This is a genomic window from Ruegeria sp. TM1040 (assembly GCF_000014065.1).
Lineage (GTDB): Bacteria > Pseudomonadota > Alphaproteobacteria > Rhodobacterales > Rhodobacteraceae > Epibacterium.
Map to the genome: position 1 here is coordinate 235,224 of NC_008043.1, position 17,334 is coordinate 252,557.

General features: G+C 56.5%; 15 protein-coding genes and 2 pseudogenes. 13 read left to right on the top strand and 4 right to left on the bottom strand.

Annotated elements, in window-relative coordinates; translation table 11 throughout:
- The first annotated feature begins 63 nt into the window (after positions 1–63).
- From phnC to phnE (TM1040_RS01610), 3 genes are read left to right on the top strand one after another with little or no spacing between them, the layout of a single operon-like run.
- Positions 64–837, top strand: coding sequence for a phosphonate ABC transporter ATP-binding protein (gene phnC, locus TM1040_RS01600; RefSeq protein ID WP_011536852.1), 774 nt, complete (start codon positions 64–66; stop codon positions 835–837).
- Entirely contained in the window at positions 834–1,640 is an 807-nt protein-coding gene (phnE, locus tag TM1040_RS01605; RefSeq protein WP_011536853.1) for a phosphonate ABC transporter, permease protein PhnE, read from the top strand. The genes phnC and phnE (TM1040_RS01605) overlap by 4 nt, the downstream gene beginning before the upstream one ends.
- Positions 1,637–2,467, top strand: a complete 831-nt coding sequence (phnE, locus tag TM1040_RS01610; RefSeq protein WP_011536854.1) for a phosphonate ABC transporter, permease protein PhnE — start codon at positions 1,637–1,639, stop codon at positions 2,465–2,467. Before phnE (TM1040_RS01605) ends, phnE (TM1040_RS01610) begins: the two co-directional genes overlap by 4 nt.
- Before the next feature lie 192 nt (positions 2,468–2,659).
- Here the strand turns inward: phnE (TM1040_RS01610) and TM1040_RS01615 are convergent, their stop codons facing one another.
- The 3 genes from TM1040_RS01615 to TM1040_RS01625 form a co-directional block, all read right to left on the bottom strand.
- Positions 2,660–3,331 carry a DsbA family oxidoreductase gene (locus TM1040_RS01615; protein ID WP_011536855.1) on the bottom strand — a complete coding sequence of 224 codons (672 nt, stop codon included), beginning with the start codon at positions 3,329–3,331 and terminating at the stop codon, positions 2,660–2,662.
- A gap of 69 nt (positions 3,332–3,400) precedes the next feature.
- Positions 3,401–4,213, bottom strand: a complete 813-nt coding sequence (locus TM1040_RS01620) for a hypothetical protein (RefSeq protein ID WP_011536856.1) — start codon at positions 4,211–4,213, stop codon at positions 3,401–3,403.
- 62 nt (positions 4,214–4,275) lie between these two features.
- On the bottom strand, positions 4,276–5,241 hold the full coding sequence (locus TM1040_RS01625; protein ID WP_049763169.1) for a glutathione S-transferase family protein: 966 nt from the start codon (positions 5,239–5,241) through the stop codon (positions 4,276–4,278).
- A 112-nt stretch (positions 5,242–5,353) separates the two neighbouring features.
- On the opposite strand from TM1040_RS01625, the gene TM1040_RS01630 reads away from it, so the two are divergent.
- The 9 genes and pseudogenes from TM1040_RS01630 to TM1040_RS20590 all read left to right on the top strand — a co-directional run.
- The gene (locus TM1040_RS01630; RefSeq protein WP_011536858.1) at positions 5,354–6,271 is read left to right on the top strand and encodes a LysR family transcriptional regulator; all 918 of its coding nucleotides are present in this window, start codon (positions 5,354–5,356) and stop codon (positions 6,269–6,271) included.
- A gap of 861 nt (positions 6,272–7,132) precedes the next feature.
- Positions 7,133–7,540: a hypothetical protein gene (locus TM1040_RS01635; protein ID WP_011536859.1), complete on the top strand. Its 408-nt coding sequence runs from the start codon at positions 7,133–7,135 to the stop codon at positions 7,538–7,540.
- A 1,027-nt stretch (positions 7,541–8,567) separates the two neighbouring features.
- Positions 8,568–11,210 carry a PAS domain S-box protein gene (locus TM1040_RS01640; protein ID WP_011536860.1) on the top strand — a complete coding sequence of 881 codons (2,643 nt, stop codon included), beginning with the start codon at positions 8,568–8,570 and terminating at the stop codon, positions 11,208–11,210.
- 24 nt (positions 11,211–11,234) lie between these two features.
- Entirely contained in the window at positions 11,235–12,065 is an 831-nt protein-coding gene (locus tag TM1040_RS01645; RefSeq protein ID WP_011536861.1) for a CheR family methyltransferase, read from the top strand.
- A gap of 4 nt (positions 12,066–12,069) precedes the next feature.
- Complete coding sequence (locus TM1040_RS01650; RefSeq protein ID WP_011536862.1) at positions 12,070–12,609, top strand: chemotaxis protein CheD; 540 nt, start codon at positions 12,070–12,072, stop codon at positions 12,607–12,609.
- A complete protein-coding gene (locus TM1040_RS01655; RefSeq protein WP_011536863.1) occupies positions 12,609–14,195 on the top strand; it encodes a chemotaxis protein CheW in 1,587 nt (528 codons plus the stop codon). The genes TM1040_RS01650 and TM1040_RS01655 overlap by 1 nt, the downstream gene beginning before the upstream one ends.
- Before the next feature lie 324 nt (positions 14,196–14,519).
- Positions 14,520–15,616 (top strand): IS3-like element ISSisp1 family transposase gene (locus tag TM1040_RS01665; protein WP_085978751.1). Its coding sequence is split into 2 segments (ribosomal slippage): positions 14,520–14,781 and positions 14,781–15,616, totalling 1,098 coding nucleotides; the frame shifts between segments, so codons are not numbered across the junction.
- A gap of 101 nt (positions 15,617–15,717) precedes the next feature.
- Positions 15,718–15,879 (top strand): annotated as a pseudogene (locus TM1040_RS20585) (transposase); the annotation flags it as partial.
- Positions 15,880–15,956: 77 nt separating this feature from the next.
- A pseudogene (locus TM1040_RS20590) lies at positions 15,957–16,285 on the top strand (transposase family protein); the annotation flags it as partial.
- A gap of 252 nt (positions 16,286–16,537) precedes the next feature.
- Here the strand turns inward: TM1040_RS20590 and TM1040_RS01675 are convergent.
- Positions 16,538–17,062 (bottom strand): CBS domain-containing protein, encoded by a 525-nt coding sequence (locus TM1040_RS01675; RefSeq protein ID WP_011536867.1) that lies wholly within the window; start codon positions 17,060–17,062, stop codon positions 16,538–16,540.
- 78 nt (positions 17,063–17,140) lie between these two features.
- On the opposite strand from TM1040_RS01675, the gene TM1040_RS01680 reads away from it, so the two are divergent.
- A complete protein-coding gene (locus tag TM1040_RS01680; protein WP_011536868.1) occupies positions 17,141–17,323 on the top strand; it encodes a hypothetical protein in 183 nt (60 codons plus the stop codon).
- Positions 17,324–17,334 lie beyond the last annotated feature (11 nt).

Sequence of the window (17,334 nt, forward strand, 5' to 3'; positions counted from 1 at the left end):
CACTCTACACTGCCCGACCCCCGTGGTCAGGGCGCTGGCCGCGCCATTCCAAAGAGGCATTCCATGCTGAAGATCACAAACCTGACCAAGCGCTACGGCAGCGGCGACCCCGTCCTGAAAGAGCTGAACCTGACCGTTGAGGGCGAACAGCTGACCTCCGTGATCGGCTCTTCGGGCGCTGGCAAATCCACGCTTTTGCGCTGCATCAACCGTCTCGTAGAGCCGACCTCCGGTTCAGTCGAATTGAACGGCACCGAATTCACTACCTTGTCCCGCCGCGAGCTGCGCAGCGCGCGCCGCCGCATCGGCATGGTGTTTCAGGGCTTCAACCTGATCGACCGGCTCACGGTGATGGAGAACGTACAGGCCGGGCGGCTTGGGTACATTTCCACCTGGGCTGCGCTGACCCGCCGCTACCCCAAGGACGACATTCGCCGGGCCTTCGAACTCATGGAGCGTGTGGGCATCGCCCATTACGCGGACAAACGTGCCGATGAGCTCTCGGGCGGGGAACGTCAGCGGGTGGGGGTTGTGCGCGCCCTGATGCAACGGCCGGAGATCCTGCTCGCGGACGAGCCCACAGCGTCGCTCGATCCCAAGACCTCTGAGCAGATCATGTCCCTGCTGCGCGATCTGGCGCAGGAGCTGAACCTGCCTGTGATCATCAACATTCACAACGTGACCGAAGCCAAGGAATACTCCGACCGGATCGTCGGGATGCGCTATGGACGGATCATCTTTGACGACAAACCCGCCGCGCTGACCCGTGACGAGATGGATACGATCTATGCCGGCGTGCCCGCGCAGGACCGCGCCGAAGTGGGAGCCGTTGCATGAGCACGCGCCCCGATAACTTGCCAGAGAGCTGGCGCAAGCCACCCTTCATCGCCAATGCCGCTCTGCGGTATGTGCTGTATCTCGGCGTCGCGGTCTATATCATCTTCACCCTCGCCACGCTCCCGATTGACTGGGATCGTGTGGCTGATGGGATGACCCGCGCTCAGCGGATCTTCAACGGGGCATTCCCGCCCAGTTTCGATCGCGCGGGGCTGTTGTTTGATGGCTTCATGGAAAGCCTGAAGATCGCCATTCTCGCCACCGTCGGTGGTATCCTGATCTCGGTCCCGCTTGCTTTTATGGCAGCCGCAAATATCGCGCCGAAACCGATCTATTTGCTGGGGCGCGGGCTGATCATCATCGCGCGCAGTTTCCACCCGGTGATCGTGGCGATCATCTTTGTCAAAGCCGTAGGCTTTGGTCCCTTTGCGGGCGCCCTGACACTGGTGGTCTATTCCGTGGGCTTCGTCGCCAAGCTGCTGGCCGAGCGCATTGAAGAGATCGATTTTGGGCAGGTGGAAGCCATGCGCTCCGCCGGGGCCGGGTTCCTAACAACGCAGGTCTATGCGGTGCTGCCACAGATCATGCCACGCCTCGTGGGGCTCGGTATATATCAGCTCGACAGCAATCTCAGAGCCTCTGCCGTGGTCGGTATCGTTGGCGCAGGCGGCATCGGGGCAACCCTCGCCAATGCCTTTGGCCGCTACGACTATGATTTTGCCCTCGCCATCACCATGGTTATCGTCGGTGTCATCCTCATTTCTGAGGCTGTGAGCGGCGTCATCCGAAAGCGTATCACATGAAAAGTCTCTCCGAACCGCATTCCCTCTCCGAGGCGCTGGAGGCCCGGGATGACTGGGCACGTTTCACGCCGAAGCAACGCCTGATCCGCTACGCGGGGTTCGCCGCCGCAGCCGCAGTCGTAGCTTGGGCATTGGGCAGCATCGACGTGATCTGGGCCTGGGTCTGGGACTCGCCAGCGCAGATGGCGGACCTTTTTGGACGCATGATGCCGCCGGACCCCTCCAACCTGCCCAGCATCCTGACGGCCATCTGGCAGACCGTGAATATTGCCACATTGGCCACCTTGATCGCGGTCTTTGTCTCGCTGCCTGTGGCCTATATCGCGGCGCAAAACACCACGCCGAACCGCGCCTGCCTCTGGTTGGGCCGTTTCATCCTTGTGTCTTCCCGGTCGGTGAACACGATCATCTGGGCGCTTCTCTTTGTGGCCATCTTCGGCCCCGGCATCGTTGCAGGGATCGTTGCGATCATGTTCCGGTCTATTGGCTTTTTGGGCAAATTGCTTGGCGAAGCGATCGAGGAAATCGACCGCAAACCGGTCGAAGCGCTCGAGGCCTGCGGAGCATCGCAATTCAAGATCGTGCTCTACGCTATCGTGCCTCAAGTCATGCCCGCATTCTTTGCGGTTTCGATCCTACGCTGGGATATCAACCTGCGTGAAAGCACCGTACTGGGGCTCGTGGGTGCGGGCGGCATCGGGATGATCCTGCAGGGCGCGATTGACACATTCAACTGGCCAGAGGTGTCGATGGTTTTGCTCACGATCCTGGCGCTGGTCATCTTTGGAGAGATGGTATCGTCTTTCCTGCGTCGCAAGATCCTGTAACGACGATCCAGTGATGCCAGCGAGGCATCACTCCTTCGTTATCAGAGCCTGCGGCATGATGTGTCGCAGGCGCGCTTTTGGGGGGGGTAGCCAGATGACCAGATGCACAAAGATACCAGTGCGCGCTGCTGCACCTTTGCTCCTGTTGGCATCCGTGAAATGCGCCGAGTGGCTCCTGCATTAGAGGAGAATTTACTGCTGACGATTGCCAGCGGGGACACGCGCCACCCGGTCCGCCAAAAGCAATGCCAGTTCTGCGCGCATTTGTTCGAGCGAGCCGTGGCGCAGCTGCGACTGTCCGCCATCTACCACAAGCGTCGGCACGGCGCTGACCCACCACGAAGACGCCAATTGGCGGTCCTGAGAGACCAATCGCGCCACTTCCGGACTGTGCATGTCTTTACGCAGACGGTTGGAATCCAGCGCGCAGACTAGGGCGACGTCCAACAGAACGCGCTCGTCAGCGATGTTGCGGTTATCTGTCAGATGCGCAGCTTGCACGGCATCGAAGTAGTCCCAGTGCCCGGCGTCACCAGCCTGCAATTCAGCGGCCTTGCACGCTTTGGCGCTCAATAACCCGGAAGGATAGGGAAAGCGCTGACGGCGCATCCCTTCCACATTGATGCGACCGCCTTCGTCATGTTCGGCGCAGCGCTCCCAGTGTCCAAGGATAGCGGACTTGGCTTTCTCGGCTGAGCCGAAGGCTGCGGCGAGTTTGGCAGGCGAGTCCTGCAGAACAAAGCTACGGTGGCGTATACGGATCGGAAATTCAGCCGCCAGCTTGCGTAGTTTTGGGGACATCACAAAACACCAGCCGCAAACCGCGTCGTGAAAGAAGTCGATGGTAAGCACGGGAGAGGTCATCATTTCACCTATAAGAGAAGTCGCGAGGTGCGATTGCAGGCGATGAAAGCGCCCGCAATCGCAGATGCATCAATTTCCAGTCAGTGGACCGTCCAGAAGCAGCGGCTTTTCCCCCGACATGTCGATCCATGCATTGGTGCCGTTCAGGCGCGATCCCGCCACATTGTCGGCGTCAAAGTGAATTTCGAACTGCTCCGGCCCATGCGCGTAAGCAACGACCAGGCCGTATTCCGGATCCAAGAAACCTCCATGCGGACGGATGCCGGGATAGCTGATGCGCCAGGCCTCTCCTTCCAGACCCACATGGCCCAGGGTCAACTTGCCGATGACATCGCCGGGCAGCTCAAAGAACCAGACCCAAGGGCCTCCAGAGACGATGGTCATGACTTCATCGATACCAGTGCCGTCCTCAGCGTGGTTGACATGCAGGGGTCCAAATTTCTTGTGAACCCAAATCCGGGTCTGCGCGTCCATCTTGTTCATGTCGTAGACCTTGGGATAGGGCGCGACGCCCGGTTCCGAGGTCGTGAGGGAGCCACCGTTTTCGACCGTCGGCTCTCGCCCCGCTAAGGCGATTTCTGTCAGCAGGTCTTTGCGGCTGAGAGCAAAATCGGTGATCAGCTGCGACTCCTCTTCTGCTGTGATGGCGCGGTGACGTGAGGCTTCAAGGATGGGGCGCGCCTGCTCTGGAATGGCAACTGTGCTGACGCGGACCCCGACACTGTGCAAGACTGTGTTTACATCCTCTACACCGAGCGTGATCGAACGGCCGTCGGTGTACTCCAGTTTGAGGAGACCAGCGGTGTCCTCAGCGCCTGCGTGCCCGTGGACAGGGGACCATAGCACTGCTGCGGCAAGGGCAAGTTTCGAAAATAGTTTCATGGTGGAACTCTCCAGTTCAGTATCCGGGGAAGCGGCCCCGGTTTGGTTGCGGTGTAAGAGGTTCAAGAGCCAAGGACCGGGATGTCCCGCCCGTGCGGGCGGTTCAGATCGAGTTGCGGTCCAGCCGAGACAATTCCATGCGGGTTGATGTGCCGGTGGCTGAGGAAATAATGCTGACGGATTGCATTCATATCGATCGTGCCGGCCACACCGGGAACCTGGTATAGGTCGCGCAAATAAGGGCTGAGATTGCCGTAGTCAGCGATCCGTTTGCGATCGGTTTTGAAGTGCGTCACATAAACCGGATCAAAGCGGACAAGTGTGGTGAACAGGCGCCAGTCCGCCTCGGTAAGACGCTCCCCGGTGAGGTACCGACGGGTCGCAAGCAGGGCATCCAATTCATCCAGTTTCTCGAACAGCGCAGTAATCGCCTCATCATAAGCAGCCTGGGTGGTGGCAAAGCCAGCGCGGTAGACGCCATTGTTGATCGGGGCATAGATCTCGTCGCTGATACGGTCGATGTCCTGTTGCAGGTCGGGCGGGTAAAAATCCGGTGCCCGGTAGGTAAACTCATCGAAGGCCGAATTCAGCATCCGCATAATCTGGCCAGAATCGTTGCTGACGATACGGTTGGAGCGTTTGTCAAACAGGACCGGTACGGTAACCGGCCCGGTTTGGCCGGGTTCAGCCCGCTGATAGACCTGATAGAGATAGTCATCACTTGGGACACCGACGGCGGGATCAAAAGCCTCCGTGTCGATCCGCCATCCGTCCGGACCGGCCAGCGGATCCATCTGGGTAACACTGATGATCTCTTCCAGCCCTTTTAGCGCACGCACGATCGTGGTGCGATGGCTCCAGGGGCACGCCATCGAGACATACAGGTGATACCGGCCCGCCTCAGCCGGAAACTCAGCATCGCGGTGTGGCTCGATCCATCCGCGAAAGCCGCTGCTCATGCGGCGAAACACTCCGTCGCCCTGTTTTGGCTTTTCGGTGAGCGCACCGTCGATCAACATCTTTGCCATGGCACATCTCCTTGATGACCCGACAAAGCTAGTTGGTTTCCCATCATGCGATAATTGGGTTATACTGAAACTGAATGTTGAGAAAAAATCACCCCACATGGAAAGGGACAGCATGGAGGGCATGGGAGACATCCCAGTGGTCGTCGCGGTTGCAGAAACGCAAGGGTTCGCCGCGGCAGCCCGGCGTCTGGGGGTGAGTAAATCCGCGGTCAGCAAGCGCATTACTCAGATCGAGAACCGATTGGGGGCGCAGCTGTTTCACCGCTCCACCCGCAATGTCAGCCTCACTGAAGCCGGAGAACACTTCTATTCCCATGCCGTGCGGGCACAAGAGGCGGCGCAAGAAGCCGAAGACAGCGTGCTGGCGCTGCAAGAAGCACCAAAGGGGCGCCTCAGGGTCAATGTGCCGATGGCCTTTGGACGATTACATGTCGCACCGCTGATTTCCGGTTTTTTGGCACGCTATCCCGGCGTGTCGATCGACATGGTGATGGATGACCGGATGGTCGATCTGTTTGCGGATGGGTTTGACCTCGCGCTGCGCGGCGGCACGCTGGCAGATTCCGCGCTGGTGGCTCGCAAGATCGCAGCGTTGCGCAACGTTCTGGTCGCCGCGCCGACGTATCTGGCGCGCCATGGCGCGCCGCAAACGGTGAGCGATCTGCGCTTCCACAACTGTCTGCAGTATTCCTTTAGTCGGGATTTCCAAGAGTGGGTCTTCGACTGCGACGGCAAAGCAGAGACCTTCCGGCCCAGCGGCAGCTACAGCGTGAACAACGGCGAAGCTCTGCGGGAGGCCGTTCTTGGCGGGACGGGCATCGGCCGGCTACCGACCTTCACCGCCGGTCCAGATCTCGCCTCGGGGCGACTGGTGCGGGTGCTGCCGCAGTGCCAGTTGCCGTCGCAGACCCTCTACGCCATCTACCCCGAACGCCGTTATCTGCCGACCAAAGTGCGCGTGTTCATCGACTACCTCCTTGAGCACCTAGGTGGCGAAATCGCGCCTTGGGACCAAGCTAAGCTTGGATGAGACAGCAGCCATTTAGGAGCAATACTGGAAAGGCTGACCTGTCTGAAATGGTCTTTTCGGCGACTATCCGTTCCGGAGCTCGGTGGTCGGTGTTGCGCCCTTGGGGGAATGCCCGTTTTGCGCCGAAGGCCTGACCAACGCAAAAAGCAAAGCGGCAAGACCGTAGATTGGCCCAGGCTTCGGTCCCGTATCCAAGTGTCGGTATCTAACGAAGGACCACTCGCAAAGAACGACACTGAGTAATTTCAATCAGCGTACTCTCAGCCATTGCACCCGCGTGTGACCGATGCGTTCTAGGCCCGTCCACCACCAAGGCTAGAAAAGAGACGAAAACTCAGCGTTCATGAGAGGCATCGATCAGAAGTTCATTTTAACGCCTCGACATGGAGGCGCTGAAATAGCGAGAAAGGCCAGCGCGTGCACGATTGAGCCTCGCAAAAAGGTGCGATTGGGACGCGCAGGCCCACGGCATTCCCACCAGAGTCGCACCAGAGATATTTGCCCGCTTCTTGTCCGATGGTCCCCGGTTCCCTGTGCTCTGCATAAGGGACCATTTGAGCGAGGATGTTGGCCGAACTGTCCACAAGACGCCGCCAGTCAAAATGAGTCCAATGCTGCAGCTACGCAAAGTGGAAAACGAGACGAAAGTTGAAGGTAGCCTGTGAGTGACGTCTTTCGTGCGTCCAATCTGGGAGGCGTAAAAGCCGGCTGGTGCAGCTTGACTTTCGACCATCCAGCCCAGTTTGAGCGCCCCGCCCGAACACCCCCAAACGGCGTTAACTATTTCATTAAGATTTGCGTGAGTTACCACCCGGTTTGTCTAAAATATGAATCAACTACTTTGGGATTTGGGTGAACAAGATGATCGTCACAGCAGCAAACGCCGCCAACCTCGGTGTATATCGCTCCATGCAGGGCCACGTTTCCGGCCACGCGTCCGACGAGGCGCAGTCCTTGAAGCTGGAGACGCACCACGCGATCACCGGAACCAAGAAGGCAAGTAACGGTCATGGTATGGCTTTGGTGCTCGACCGTGAAACTTCGGCGCATGGGAAACCTGCTGGCCCAAAGGAATTCGAGGCGGTGCTAGAGGTTCAGGATGCGATCCGTGCAGGCGACATCACCCAGCTCAACGCAGGCAGCATCGACATGTCCCGCTATATGGCTGGCGTCATGTCCGGAAACGTCGAAGGGCCAATGCCGATGAGCGCTCTGCTCGCGCGTGAAAATTATGAGCGCTCTCTGAAGGCGCTGTCCAAGGCCGCCTGAACCTCAGGCCGTGGGGGCAGCATACGGACAGGAGCGTAGTTTTCCTAAATATTGCTGTCGCGCGAGCGATCTGGGCGCATGAACGGGTTTTGTGAAATAACCTTGTTTTTCAAATATTTGGCGTCGCGGCGCCTCATTCATGCTACGGTGTTTCTGTGCCCCGGTAGAGACACGACCACCTCCTTACTCTCCGAACTTAGGCGACGCGGTTGATCTCGGCGGCGCAGGATGCGTTGACACGCACACCCCGCATGTGGAATTCGGCGGTTTGGCGGTCGCGGCTTCTCGGGGCAATACGCTCGCCATATGCCCTTAAGCAGCGCATCGTTTCCTTGATCCGGTGACGAATGTCGGATTGTCTCTGGAACTCCCTAAAGGCTCCAGCGGAATATCGGTTGGCGTACAGGGGTCGTTTTGACCTGCAGAGCGGACGTCTTTCGCTCTAGATTAGGCCACAGCTTCAGAGCAGGCTGTACGGGGCAACGCCGCCTTCGAGGATTGCGGCATGAAAGCGTCAAGTGACATAGGCATACTCGGAGACTGCGGAAGCTATCTGTTCAACCTCGGGACAGTCTCCCAACTCGTCCGCTGGACGAGATCGCCATCGCGACTAGGCGTGAACAACGCCGCAAAGCATCGAGAAACCCGGCACGCGCCAGCGCAGAGCCGACAGGCACAAAAAGCTGGTGACTAACTTGACGGTGCGCGAGATTGGCAGCTTGAACTCAACATAGGTCGACAGGCATGACTGGATCGCAGCAACCGGGATTGCCGAATAGCCTCTTGTTGAGTCTCACTGGCACGCAGAGTTCGCCAACACCGCGATTTGGATGCCTCCCCCAAAACAATGGGGCAGCCAAACGACGTGACGACCACCCTTGAAGGAATAGATGCCAAAAGTTGCATTAATTTGGCCGCATTTTCTCCCCTACTCTTCCGGCTTGCGTAAGGACTTATTGACGCGAAGCGGTCAACCATTCCGGAGTACTAGTTTGATGAGGTAATACCTGTTTTATGAGGTAGGGTAATGAGTATCGACAATACTGCTGCTGTGACCGACGCATCCGCGACGACGCCCACAGCGCAAGGCGAAGCACAGGCCATGCTTGACGCGGTGAGCCGCGTTCATGCGATGATCGAGTTTGAACTTGACGGAACGATCCGGACGGCGAACGAGAATTTTCTGAAAGTTACCGGCTACCAACTGGACGAAATCCGCGGCAAGCACCACCGCATGTTCTGCGACCCAGACTACGTCGCTTCGGATACCTACAAGGATTTCTGGCTACAACTCGCGATGGGACAACCAGCCAGCGGCGAATTTCACCGCATTGGCAACGGCGGAAAAGACGTCTGGATTGACGCTCACTACACCCCGATCCTCGATGCTGCGGGCAAGCCCTATAAGATTGTGAAGCTGGCAACCGACATCACGGCCCAAAAAGAGAGTGAAGCGGTAAATCTGCGCCGTAGAGCCGGCTTTGAACACTCATCCGTGGCGATGATGACAGTCGATCGCGATTTTGTTGTAAAAGACATCAATGCGGCGACAAACACCTTGCTCGATGAGTACAAGGACGTGTTTTCAGAGGTTTGGCCCGGGTTCGACCCGACCAAGATGATCGGCAGCTGTATTGACCGGTTCCACAAGAACCCGGCCCATCAGCGCAACCTTTTGTCTGATCCCAAAAATTTGCCGTTCAAAACGGATATCACTGTTGGCGAAATGAAGTTCGCACTAAACGTTGACGGCATTTTTGATGATGACGGAACCTACGTCGGCAACCTTCTCGAATGGGCTGATGTCACCGAAGCGCGCCTGAATGCGGGTGTTCTGAACGCATTGGATCGTTCGCAGGCGATCATTGAATTCAAACTCGATGGAACCATCACAGCTGCGAACGAAAATTTCCTCGCCGTGACCGGGTATGGACTGCAGGAGATCAAAGGTCAGAAACACCGCATTTTTGTGGATGAGACGACTGCGAGCTCCACGGAATACAAAGATTTCTGGCAAAGCCTCGCCCAGGGAGAAACGCGAACCGGCGAATTCCGACGCTTTGCAAAGGACGGTTCGGAACTGTGGATCCAGGCAACCTACAACCCCATCTTTGACGGGAATGGCGATGTCTTCAAGGTGGTGAAATTCGCCGTTGATATCACGGACCAGATGAAACTGCGCGAAACCGCAAAGACTCTGTCATTGGTAGCAAATGAAACGGACAACTCCGTCTTGATCGCGGATGCGGACGGACGCATCGAATATGTGAACCCGGGCTTCACCAAGCTCACTGGCCACGAATACAAAGACGTCATTGGCAAGAAGCCCGGCGAACTCTTGCAGGGCCGCCACACAGACCCCGAAACGCGGAAACGGATCCGCGAAAACATCAATGCGCAAAAACCATTCTACGATGAAATTCTCAACTATACGAAGGATGGTGAAGCTTACTGGATCTCTCTTGCGATCAACCCGGTCTTTGACGAGGCAGGAAAGCTGCAGAAATTCGTGTCAATCCAGACCAACATCACGGATGTGAAGCTGCAACAGCAGGACTTCAACTGCAAGCTGGAAGCGATCTCCAACGCCAGTGCAGTGATCGAGTTTACACCTGATGGCAATGTCATTGATGCCAACGAGAATTTCTGCGCCACAACTGGCTACAGCTTGGAAGAAATCAAGGGCCGCCACCACCGGATGTTTTGCGAAAGAGATTATGCCGCAAGCCCGGAGTATACCGCATTCTGGGAGCGTCTTCGCTCGGGTATTTCGGACACCGGGAAGTACCAGCGCTTTGGCAAAGGGGAGAAGGAGATCTGGCTCAGCGCATCCTACAGCCCGATTTTCGACCAGGAAAACAATGTTGTTAAAGTGGTCAAATTCGCCAACGACATTACCACAGCCGTCGAACTGGAACGCGAAGTATCACGCATTGCCTCTGAATTTGTGACCCGCTCCGAAGACATCTCGGGCCAGGCCAACAAAGTTGCAGAAGGTGCGCAATCGCTGGGCTGCACAACAGAAGAAATCAGTGCATCGATCGAAGAACTGAGTGCGTCCATCGACTCGATCGCACAGAACTCCAAACATTCTGATGACATCGCGCAGAGTACGCGGGACGAGGCAGATCTTGGCGCCAAAGCAATTGAACGCTCGATCGAGTCCATGGAGCTGATCAACTCTTCCTCCGAAGAGATCAACGAGATTGTCAAAGTCATCAGCGAAATCGCAAGCCAAACCAACCTCTTGGCGTTCAATGCAGCAATCGAAGCTGCGCGGGCTGGCGAACATGGTCTGGGCTTTTCGGTGGTGGCAGACGAAGTGCGCAAACTCGCCGAGCGGTCGTCGCAAGCCACGAAGGAGATCAGCAAACTGATCAACGAAACCGTGAAACGCGTCAGCCAGGGCAGCCAGGTTTCTATTGAGGCGGGGGACGCCTTTAAGAAGATCCTGAGCGGCATCAAGGATACAACGGACTCGATCAAGCAAATTTCGGTTGCAGCCCGCGAACAGCAAACAGCTGCCCGGGATGTTTCGGATGCGATCCAGAATATCGTTGATGCCACTGAGCAGGCCGTCATCGCCTCTGACGCCATTGCAGCCTCGACAAATGAGCTCAATGGCGGCGCACAAGAGCTTACTCAGGAAATTGCCAAACTCGGTCAATAAATCAGGTCAAGGAGGTCCGGTCTCATGCCACAGGACAATATCGAACTTCACCTTGGCAGTTTCAACAAGTTGCGAGAGCTTATTCACCAGAAAACGGGGATCACGGTCGCTGAAAACCGCAAGGGGCTTTTGGAAAGCCGCTTGCGGGGGCGGCTCCGGGAAACGCAAGACACCAGTTACTCAGGCTATCTTGATCGTGTCGCAAATGACGCGGCCGAACTTCAGGAACTGATTGACCGGATTACGACAAACGAAACCTATTGCTATCGCACGCCAAGGGTTTGGGACTATTTTCAGAAAGAGTTTCTTCCCGCGTTTTGTGAAAAAAATCTGCCACGCCCAATGCGCGCGTGGTCGGCCGCCTCCTCTACTGGAGAAGAAGCCCATACCATCGGGATTTTTTGCGAGGAGGTTCGGCAAAACGCACCGGGGTTTGACTATCAGGTCTTTGGAACCGACATTTCATCGCGCGTGATAGAGAAGGCGCAAGAAGGGCGCTATCAAGGTAAGGCAATCGCCCGCCTCCAGCGCGAACAACCCAGCTTGTTTCAACGCCATATGGTCGGCAACAAGGAGGATGGATACTCCGTTCGCCCGGACATAAAGTCTAGGCTGACGTTCAAGATGCATAACCTGATCAAGCCGCTGGTGCCGGCGCAGAAATTTGACATCGTCTTTCTGAGAAACGTCCTGATCTACTTTTCCAGTGTTGAGCAGGAACGGATTTTGCGCAACGTCGCGCGACAAATGCAGCCGGATGCTGTTCTGATCATCGGGGAAAGTGAAAGCCTCACGCGGCTTGATACCGACTTCAATCAAGTGTCTCCACTTATCTACGTGCTTGAGCCGGATTGAAGTCATGGACAAGGTTGAAGTCTCTGAATTGCACGTTCGCATCGGTCAGGTCAAAATCGGCAGCCCCGGGCAAGTCCTGACGGCCATCCTTGGATCCTGCGTGGGGATTGGTTTTTTCTTTCCGCAGCGGCAGATATACGGGCTGGCCCATTGTCTTTTATCCCAGTCTTCATCGCAACCTGTTGCCAGTTCCGCTGCGCAAACCGGCCGTACGCGAGAAGACGGGCAACTTGTCGGGAATGGTCGCCATGTGGACAAGGCCATCGAGAGCCTATTGAAAATGATGGATATCCAGGATGAAGAGCGGCGCCAACTTCGGGTTGTTCTGGCGGGCGGTGCGAACATGTCGATGCCATTCGACACCCCCCCCTCTCAACTGGTTGGAAGCGTAAACGCAAAGTTTGCACGCCAAGCCATTCGCAGTGCTGGGCTGCGTCTGCTTGGCGACGATCTTGGTGGGCTGAACGGACGTCGTATCTCGATCAACTGTGACAGCGGAGAGTACGACATTCAACAAATTCCCCGTCTTGGAGGAACAGTGTAATGACTGAAGACGTATATGATTTGTCCGACCATGCCTTGCCTTGCGCGGAAGCTGGCCGATCTCCTGCTGAGCCTTCCGATGCAGTTGAAGCAAGTGCTTTTGCAGATCCCTTGTCGGAAAGCGCCAGAGAGATCGAGACTTTTGGCTCCTTCCTGATCAAAGATATGGAGTTCGCTCTGCCGGTCAGCGTGATCCAAGAAGTTGTGAACGAACCCGAAGACGTTTCGCCGGTACCGCTGTCCCCGTCCTATATGATCGGCCTGTTCAATCTTCGCGGCATGATTGTTCCAATGGTCGATCTGCGCCAGATTTTCGGCCTGCCAGCCGCAGAGAGCCGAGGCGGGCGAAAGATTGTCATTATCGAAGACGGAGAAAAGCATCTGGGGTTGGTCTTTGATCGCACCGGAGAAGTGGTCCACGCGCGCCGAGCGGAACGCGTTGCCTTTCTCTCCCGAGAAAATGGGATCAAGGATGTGATCTCCGAAGGGGTTCTGAAGCTCGATAACGGGCGCAGGCTTTTGCAGGTACTGGACCCATATGCGGTTCTCAAGTTGGAAAAAGTTCCGCGCCTCGCCAAAGATGAACCCCTCGCCCGTCGCCGTGCTGCGAAAGGCGCGCGGAAACACTGCGTATCTTTTGAAGTCGGTCACAGCAAATACGCCTTTGACCTGGAGCATGTTCAGGAAGTCTTGGAGGTGCCGGAGATCAGACACTCGGTATTCACGAGCGGGCATATTCTGGGCACGATCGATCTGCGTGGTCGTATCGTCCCCGTCGTCGATTTTCGCGGCTTTGTCGGAAAGCAGCGCACTGACAGTCGGCAAGTCGCAGCCTCCAGATCAAAGAAGCTGCTCATCATGAACCTTCTGAGAGGACAGATCGGGCTATTGGTCTACTCCATCGACAATATCGTTCAATACTACGATGAAGACGTGATGCCGATTTCAAAACTCGCCATGCCTCACGAGGCAATTTTCAAAGGCTGTATCGCGTTTGATAACAGTGAATTGATCATGCTTTTTGATCATGAAGAGACCATGAAACAGCCTGATCTGGTCGCTGCGGCGCAGTGTTGCCAGGAACTCTATCCCGGGGCAATCACAGAAAACGTTGAACAAGACACCCCATCAAAACAGCGCCGCACATTCATTACCTTCAGCGCGGATACGCGCTTTGCGATGGATATTACCAAAGTGCGCGAAGTGATTGAATCTCCATGTGATTTAATGAAGCCTCCAAATGTTGCAAAGTCAGTGGCGGGGCTTTTCAACCTTCGGGAGGAGATCATCACACTGTTGGATCTTCGTATTTTATACGACCTAAAGGAAACTCAGACGACGCATCAGAAGGTTGTGATTTTTCAATCTGAGGGTCAAAAGTACGGGATACTCGTCGATACTGTGAATGAAATCATTATGACCACAGCCGACAGGGTGCTGCCATTCCAAGCTTCAACGGCGCGGGGCAACACAGCCGTGCATGAAGACGTGAGCGAAATGGTACAGGTTGCAGGAGGGAACAATCAGTCTGTCTCTACGATGGTTCTCGACGTCGATGCCCTAGTTCGTCATACGATCGATCACTGAGCCGTCCTGACAAACGTGATGCACACCATGGCGCCTGTAAAAGACAGGTCAGAGTGCACTAATATCCGCCAAGATTAGGCTCTGGACTTCGGTATCGGGGGGCCAGTCAAGCGGTTCTGCGCAAGACAATTGTTCCGCCATAGCGGTTTTTGATGTTCTTGGTGCCCGTCTTGGTTTCTGTCGGGGCTTTCGGCTGAGGTCCTTGGGGTGCATGCTTCGGTTCGTGGTCAGAGTGGCGGCGGCTGATGTGATCCCCGAAAACGCCCCCGTTTTTGATTAGAGTTTTCCGCAGAGAAACCCTGGCTGGGAGAGGAGCGGAAACGCATGAAGGCATCGAAGTTCACGGACGCGCAGAAGGCGTTCATCATCAAGCAGGCGGAGGACGGCACCTCGGTGGCCGAGGTCTACCGCAAGGCCGGGATCAGCACGGCGACATTTTTCAACTGGAAGAAAAAATATGCTGGCCTGATGCCATCCGAGATGAAACGGCTCAGGGAACTCGAGCAGGAGAACGCGCGTCTGAAGAAGATCGTCGCGGATCTCGCGCTCGACAAGGAAATGCTGCAGGACGTCATTAAGCGAAAGCTTTGAGGCCTGCCCGGAAAAGGTCGCTGGTCGACGGGATGCGGGCGGATTGGCAGGTGTCGATCCGCCGGGCCTGCGAGGTGATCCGGTTCGATCCGAGAACCTATCGCTACAAATCCCGCCGGCCTGGGCAGGCCGCTTTGGAACAGCGGATACGAGAGATTTGCCAGACGCGCGTGCGCTTCGGCTACAGGCGCGTGCATGTGCTGCTGCGCCGGGAGGGCTGGGAGATCAACGCCAAGAAGACCTATCGCATTTACAAGGAGTTGGGTATGCAACTTCGGAGCAAGACACCTAAGCGCCGGGTGAAGGCCAAGCTGCGGGATGACCGCAAGGAGGCTGTCAGCCCCAATGACGTCTGGGCTATGGACTTTGTTCATGATCAGCTGGCTACAGGCTGGAAACTTCGGGTTCTGACGGTCGTCGACACCTTCTCACGCTATGTCCCGGTGCTTGATGCTCGGTTCACATATCGCGGGGAGGACGTGGTCGCGACGCTTGAGCAAGTATGCAAGCGCACCGGCTACCCAGCCACCATCCGTGTTGACCAGGGCAGCGAGTTCATCTCCAAGGATATGGACCTTTGGGCCTATGCCAACGACGTGACATTGGACTTCTCCCGTCCGGGCAAACCTACCGACAACGCCTTCATCGAGGCGTTCAATGGCCGGTTCCGGGCGGAGTGCCTGAACGCGCACTGGTTCATGAGCCTTGAAGATGCAGCCGAAAAGTTGGAGGCTTGGCGTAGAGACTACAATGAAGAACGCCCGCACGGGGCTATCGGGAACAAGGTCCCGGCAGACCTGATGAAATCAGTTCACGACACCAGCCCGTGAACCTGATGGAACCGCGGAAATTCTAACAACGGCCGAGGGCACGTTGGGTAGCACATCACCAACCTGCAGACTCTCGTTATGAACGAGCGACCAGCGGGGGGCAGGTCAGCGTGACGGAACAGACCTATTACTGCTGGAAGAAGAAGTACGGCGGAGTGGGCACTGAGCAATTGAGGGAACTGAAGCGGTTTCAGAAAGAGAATGAGCAGCTTTGCAAAGCTGTTTCTGATCGGACGCTGAACAAACTGATCTTGGTGGAAGCCGCGAAAGGAGTTTGAAGCTGTTCACGCGGTAATGAACGATCCTGTAGATCGTGCAAGCGCCCAAACGGGCGGAGCCCCCATGGCTCAATGATGGGTCGTGCCTTCGACTACGACCGGAACGCCGCGATCATGTATTGAGCTATGACTTCGTGCATTGCCGCACGGAAGACGGAAAGGCGTTCCGTACGCTCAACATCGCCGATGAATACAGCAGAGAATGCTTGGCGATCCGCGTCGACAGGAAGCTGAACTCAGGCAACGTCATTGGTGTGATGAACAACCTGTTCACCCTGCGCGGTTTATCGTAATTCATACGTTCAGATGAGGGCCTAGAATTCGTTGCTGAGGCCGTGCGGGACTGGATCAAGGCTGTTGGCACAAAACGGCTTATATCGATCCAACATCAGGCTTGCAGCCGCCGCTCTGAACACGAACCGAAGCTTATGCCCCAAGGACCTCAGCCGCCCCCCCCGACAGAAGCCAAGACGGGCACCACGAACATCAAAAACCGCTATGGCGGATCAATTGTCTTGCGCAAAACCGGTTGACGACCGCCGTTACAGAAGTCCAAAGCCTAGGGCTGCTCACGCTCCGCATCAAACGCGCGCCACGCATCAGTGCTGCGCGCGTTTGCACCTGTCCAAATGTGGTTCAGGTTTCATCCAACAATAAGCTGTTTGAGCTGCAGCGCTTCATATTCAAGCGCCGTCAGTCGGAAGTTCACCACGTCTCCGATGGTGATCATCCCGACGAGCTGCTCTTGTTCCAGCACCGGCATGTGGCGGAAGCGCCCGTCTGTCATCAGGCGCAGCACCTCGACCACCGACTGATCCGTGGTTGCGGTGATGACGTCGCGCGACATCAGGCCTTCGACCGTTTGCGGCAAGGTGGCGCCGGGCGTGTCCGCCAACCGACGCACGATGTCGCGCTCCGAGAGAATCCCGACTAGGTCACCTTGCGCGTTTTTCACCAAAAGCGCGCCAATTCCCCTGTCGCGCAGAACCTCCACGGCCTTGGCGACAGTGTCCTCGGGATTGATCCAGTAAAGCTCGCCATTCTTGCTTGCGAGCACATCGCCAACGGTTGCCCGCGCAGCAGACATATTGGTGTCCAATGTCTGGCTGCTGGTCTTTTTATCCGATGTCTCGGAGCCGCGGGTCTTGGGAGTAAATGAAGCAGGCATGGCAATTCCTCTCTTTATCACTTTATACGGTATTACAAATCTCGCCTGAGTAAATGTGTTCCGACAAAGGAAACAAAATTGACCGATCTGACCCTGTCACCCGCAGGCGCCACTGTGCTCTTCGTCATCGCCTGTCTCGCCGGCTATCGCTATCGCACGGTCTGGAAGGCCGAAGGACCGCGCTTGCAGCTGTGGATTTTCGGCTTGATCGCCGCATTCTGCCTGCTGACGCTTGGGTTTGTGCCGCTCAAGGCACAATAGACGCGCAGACG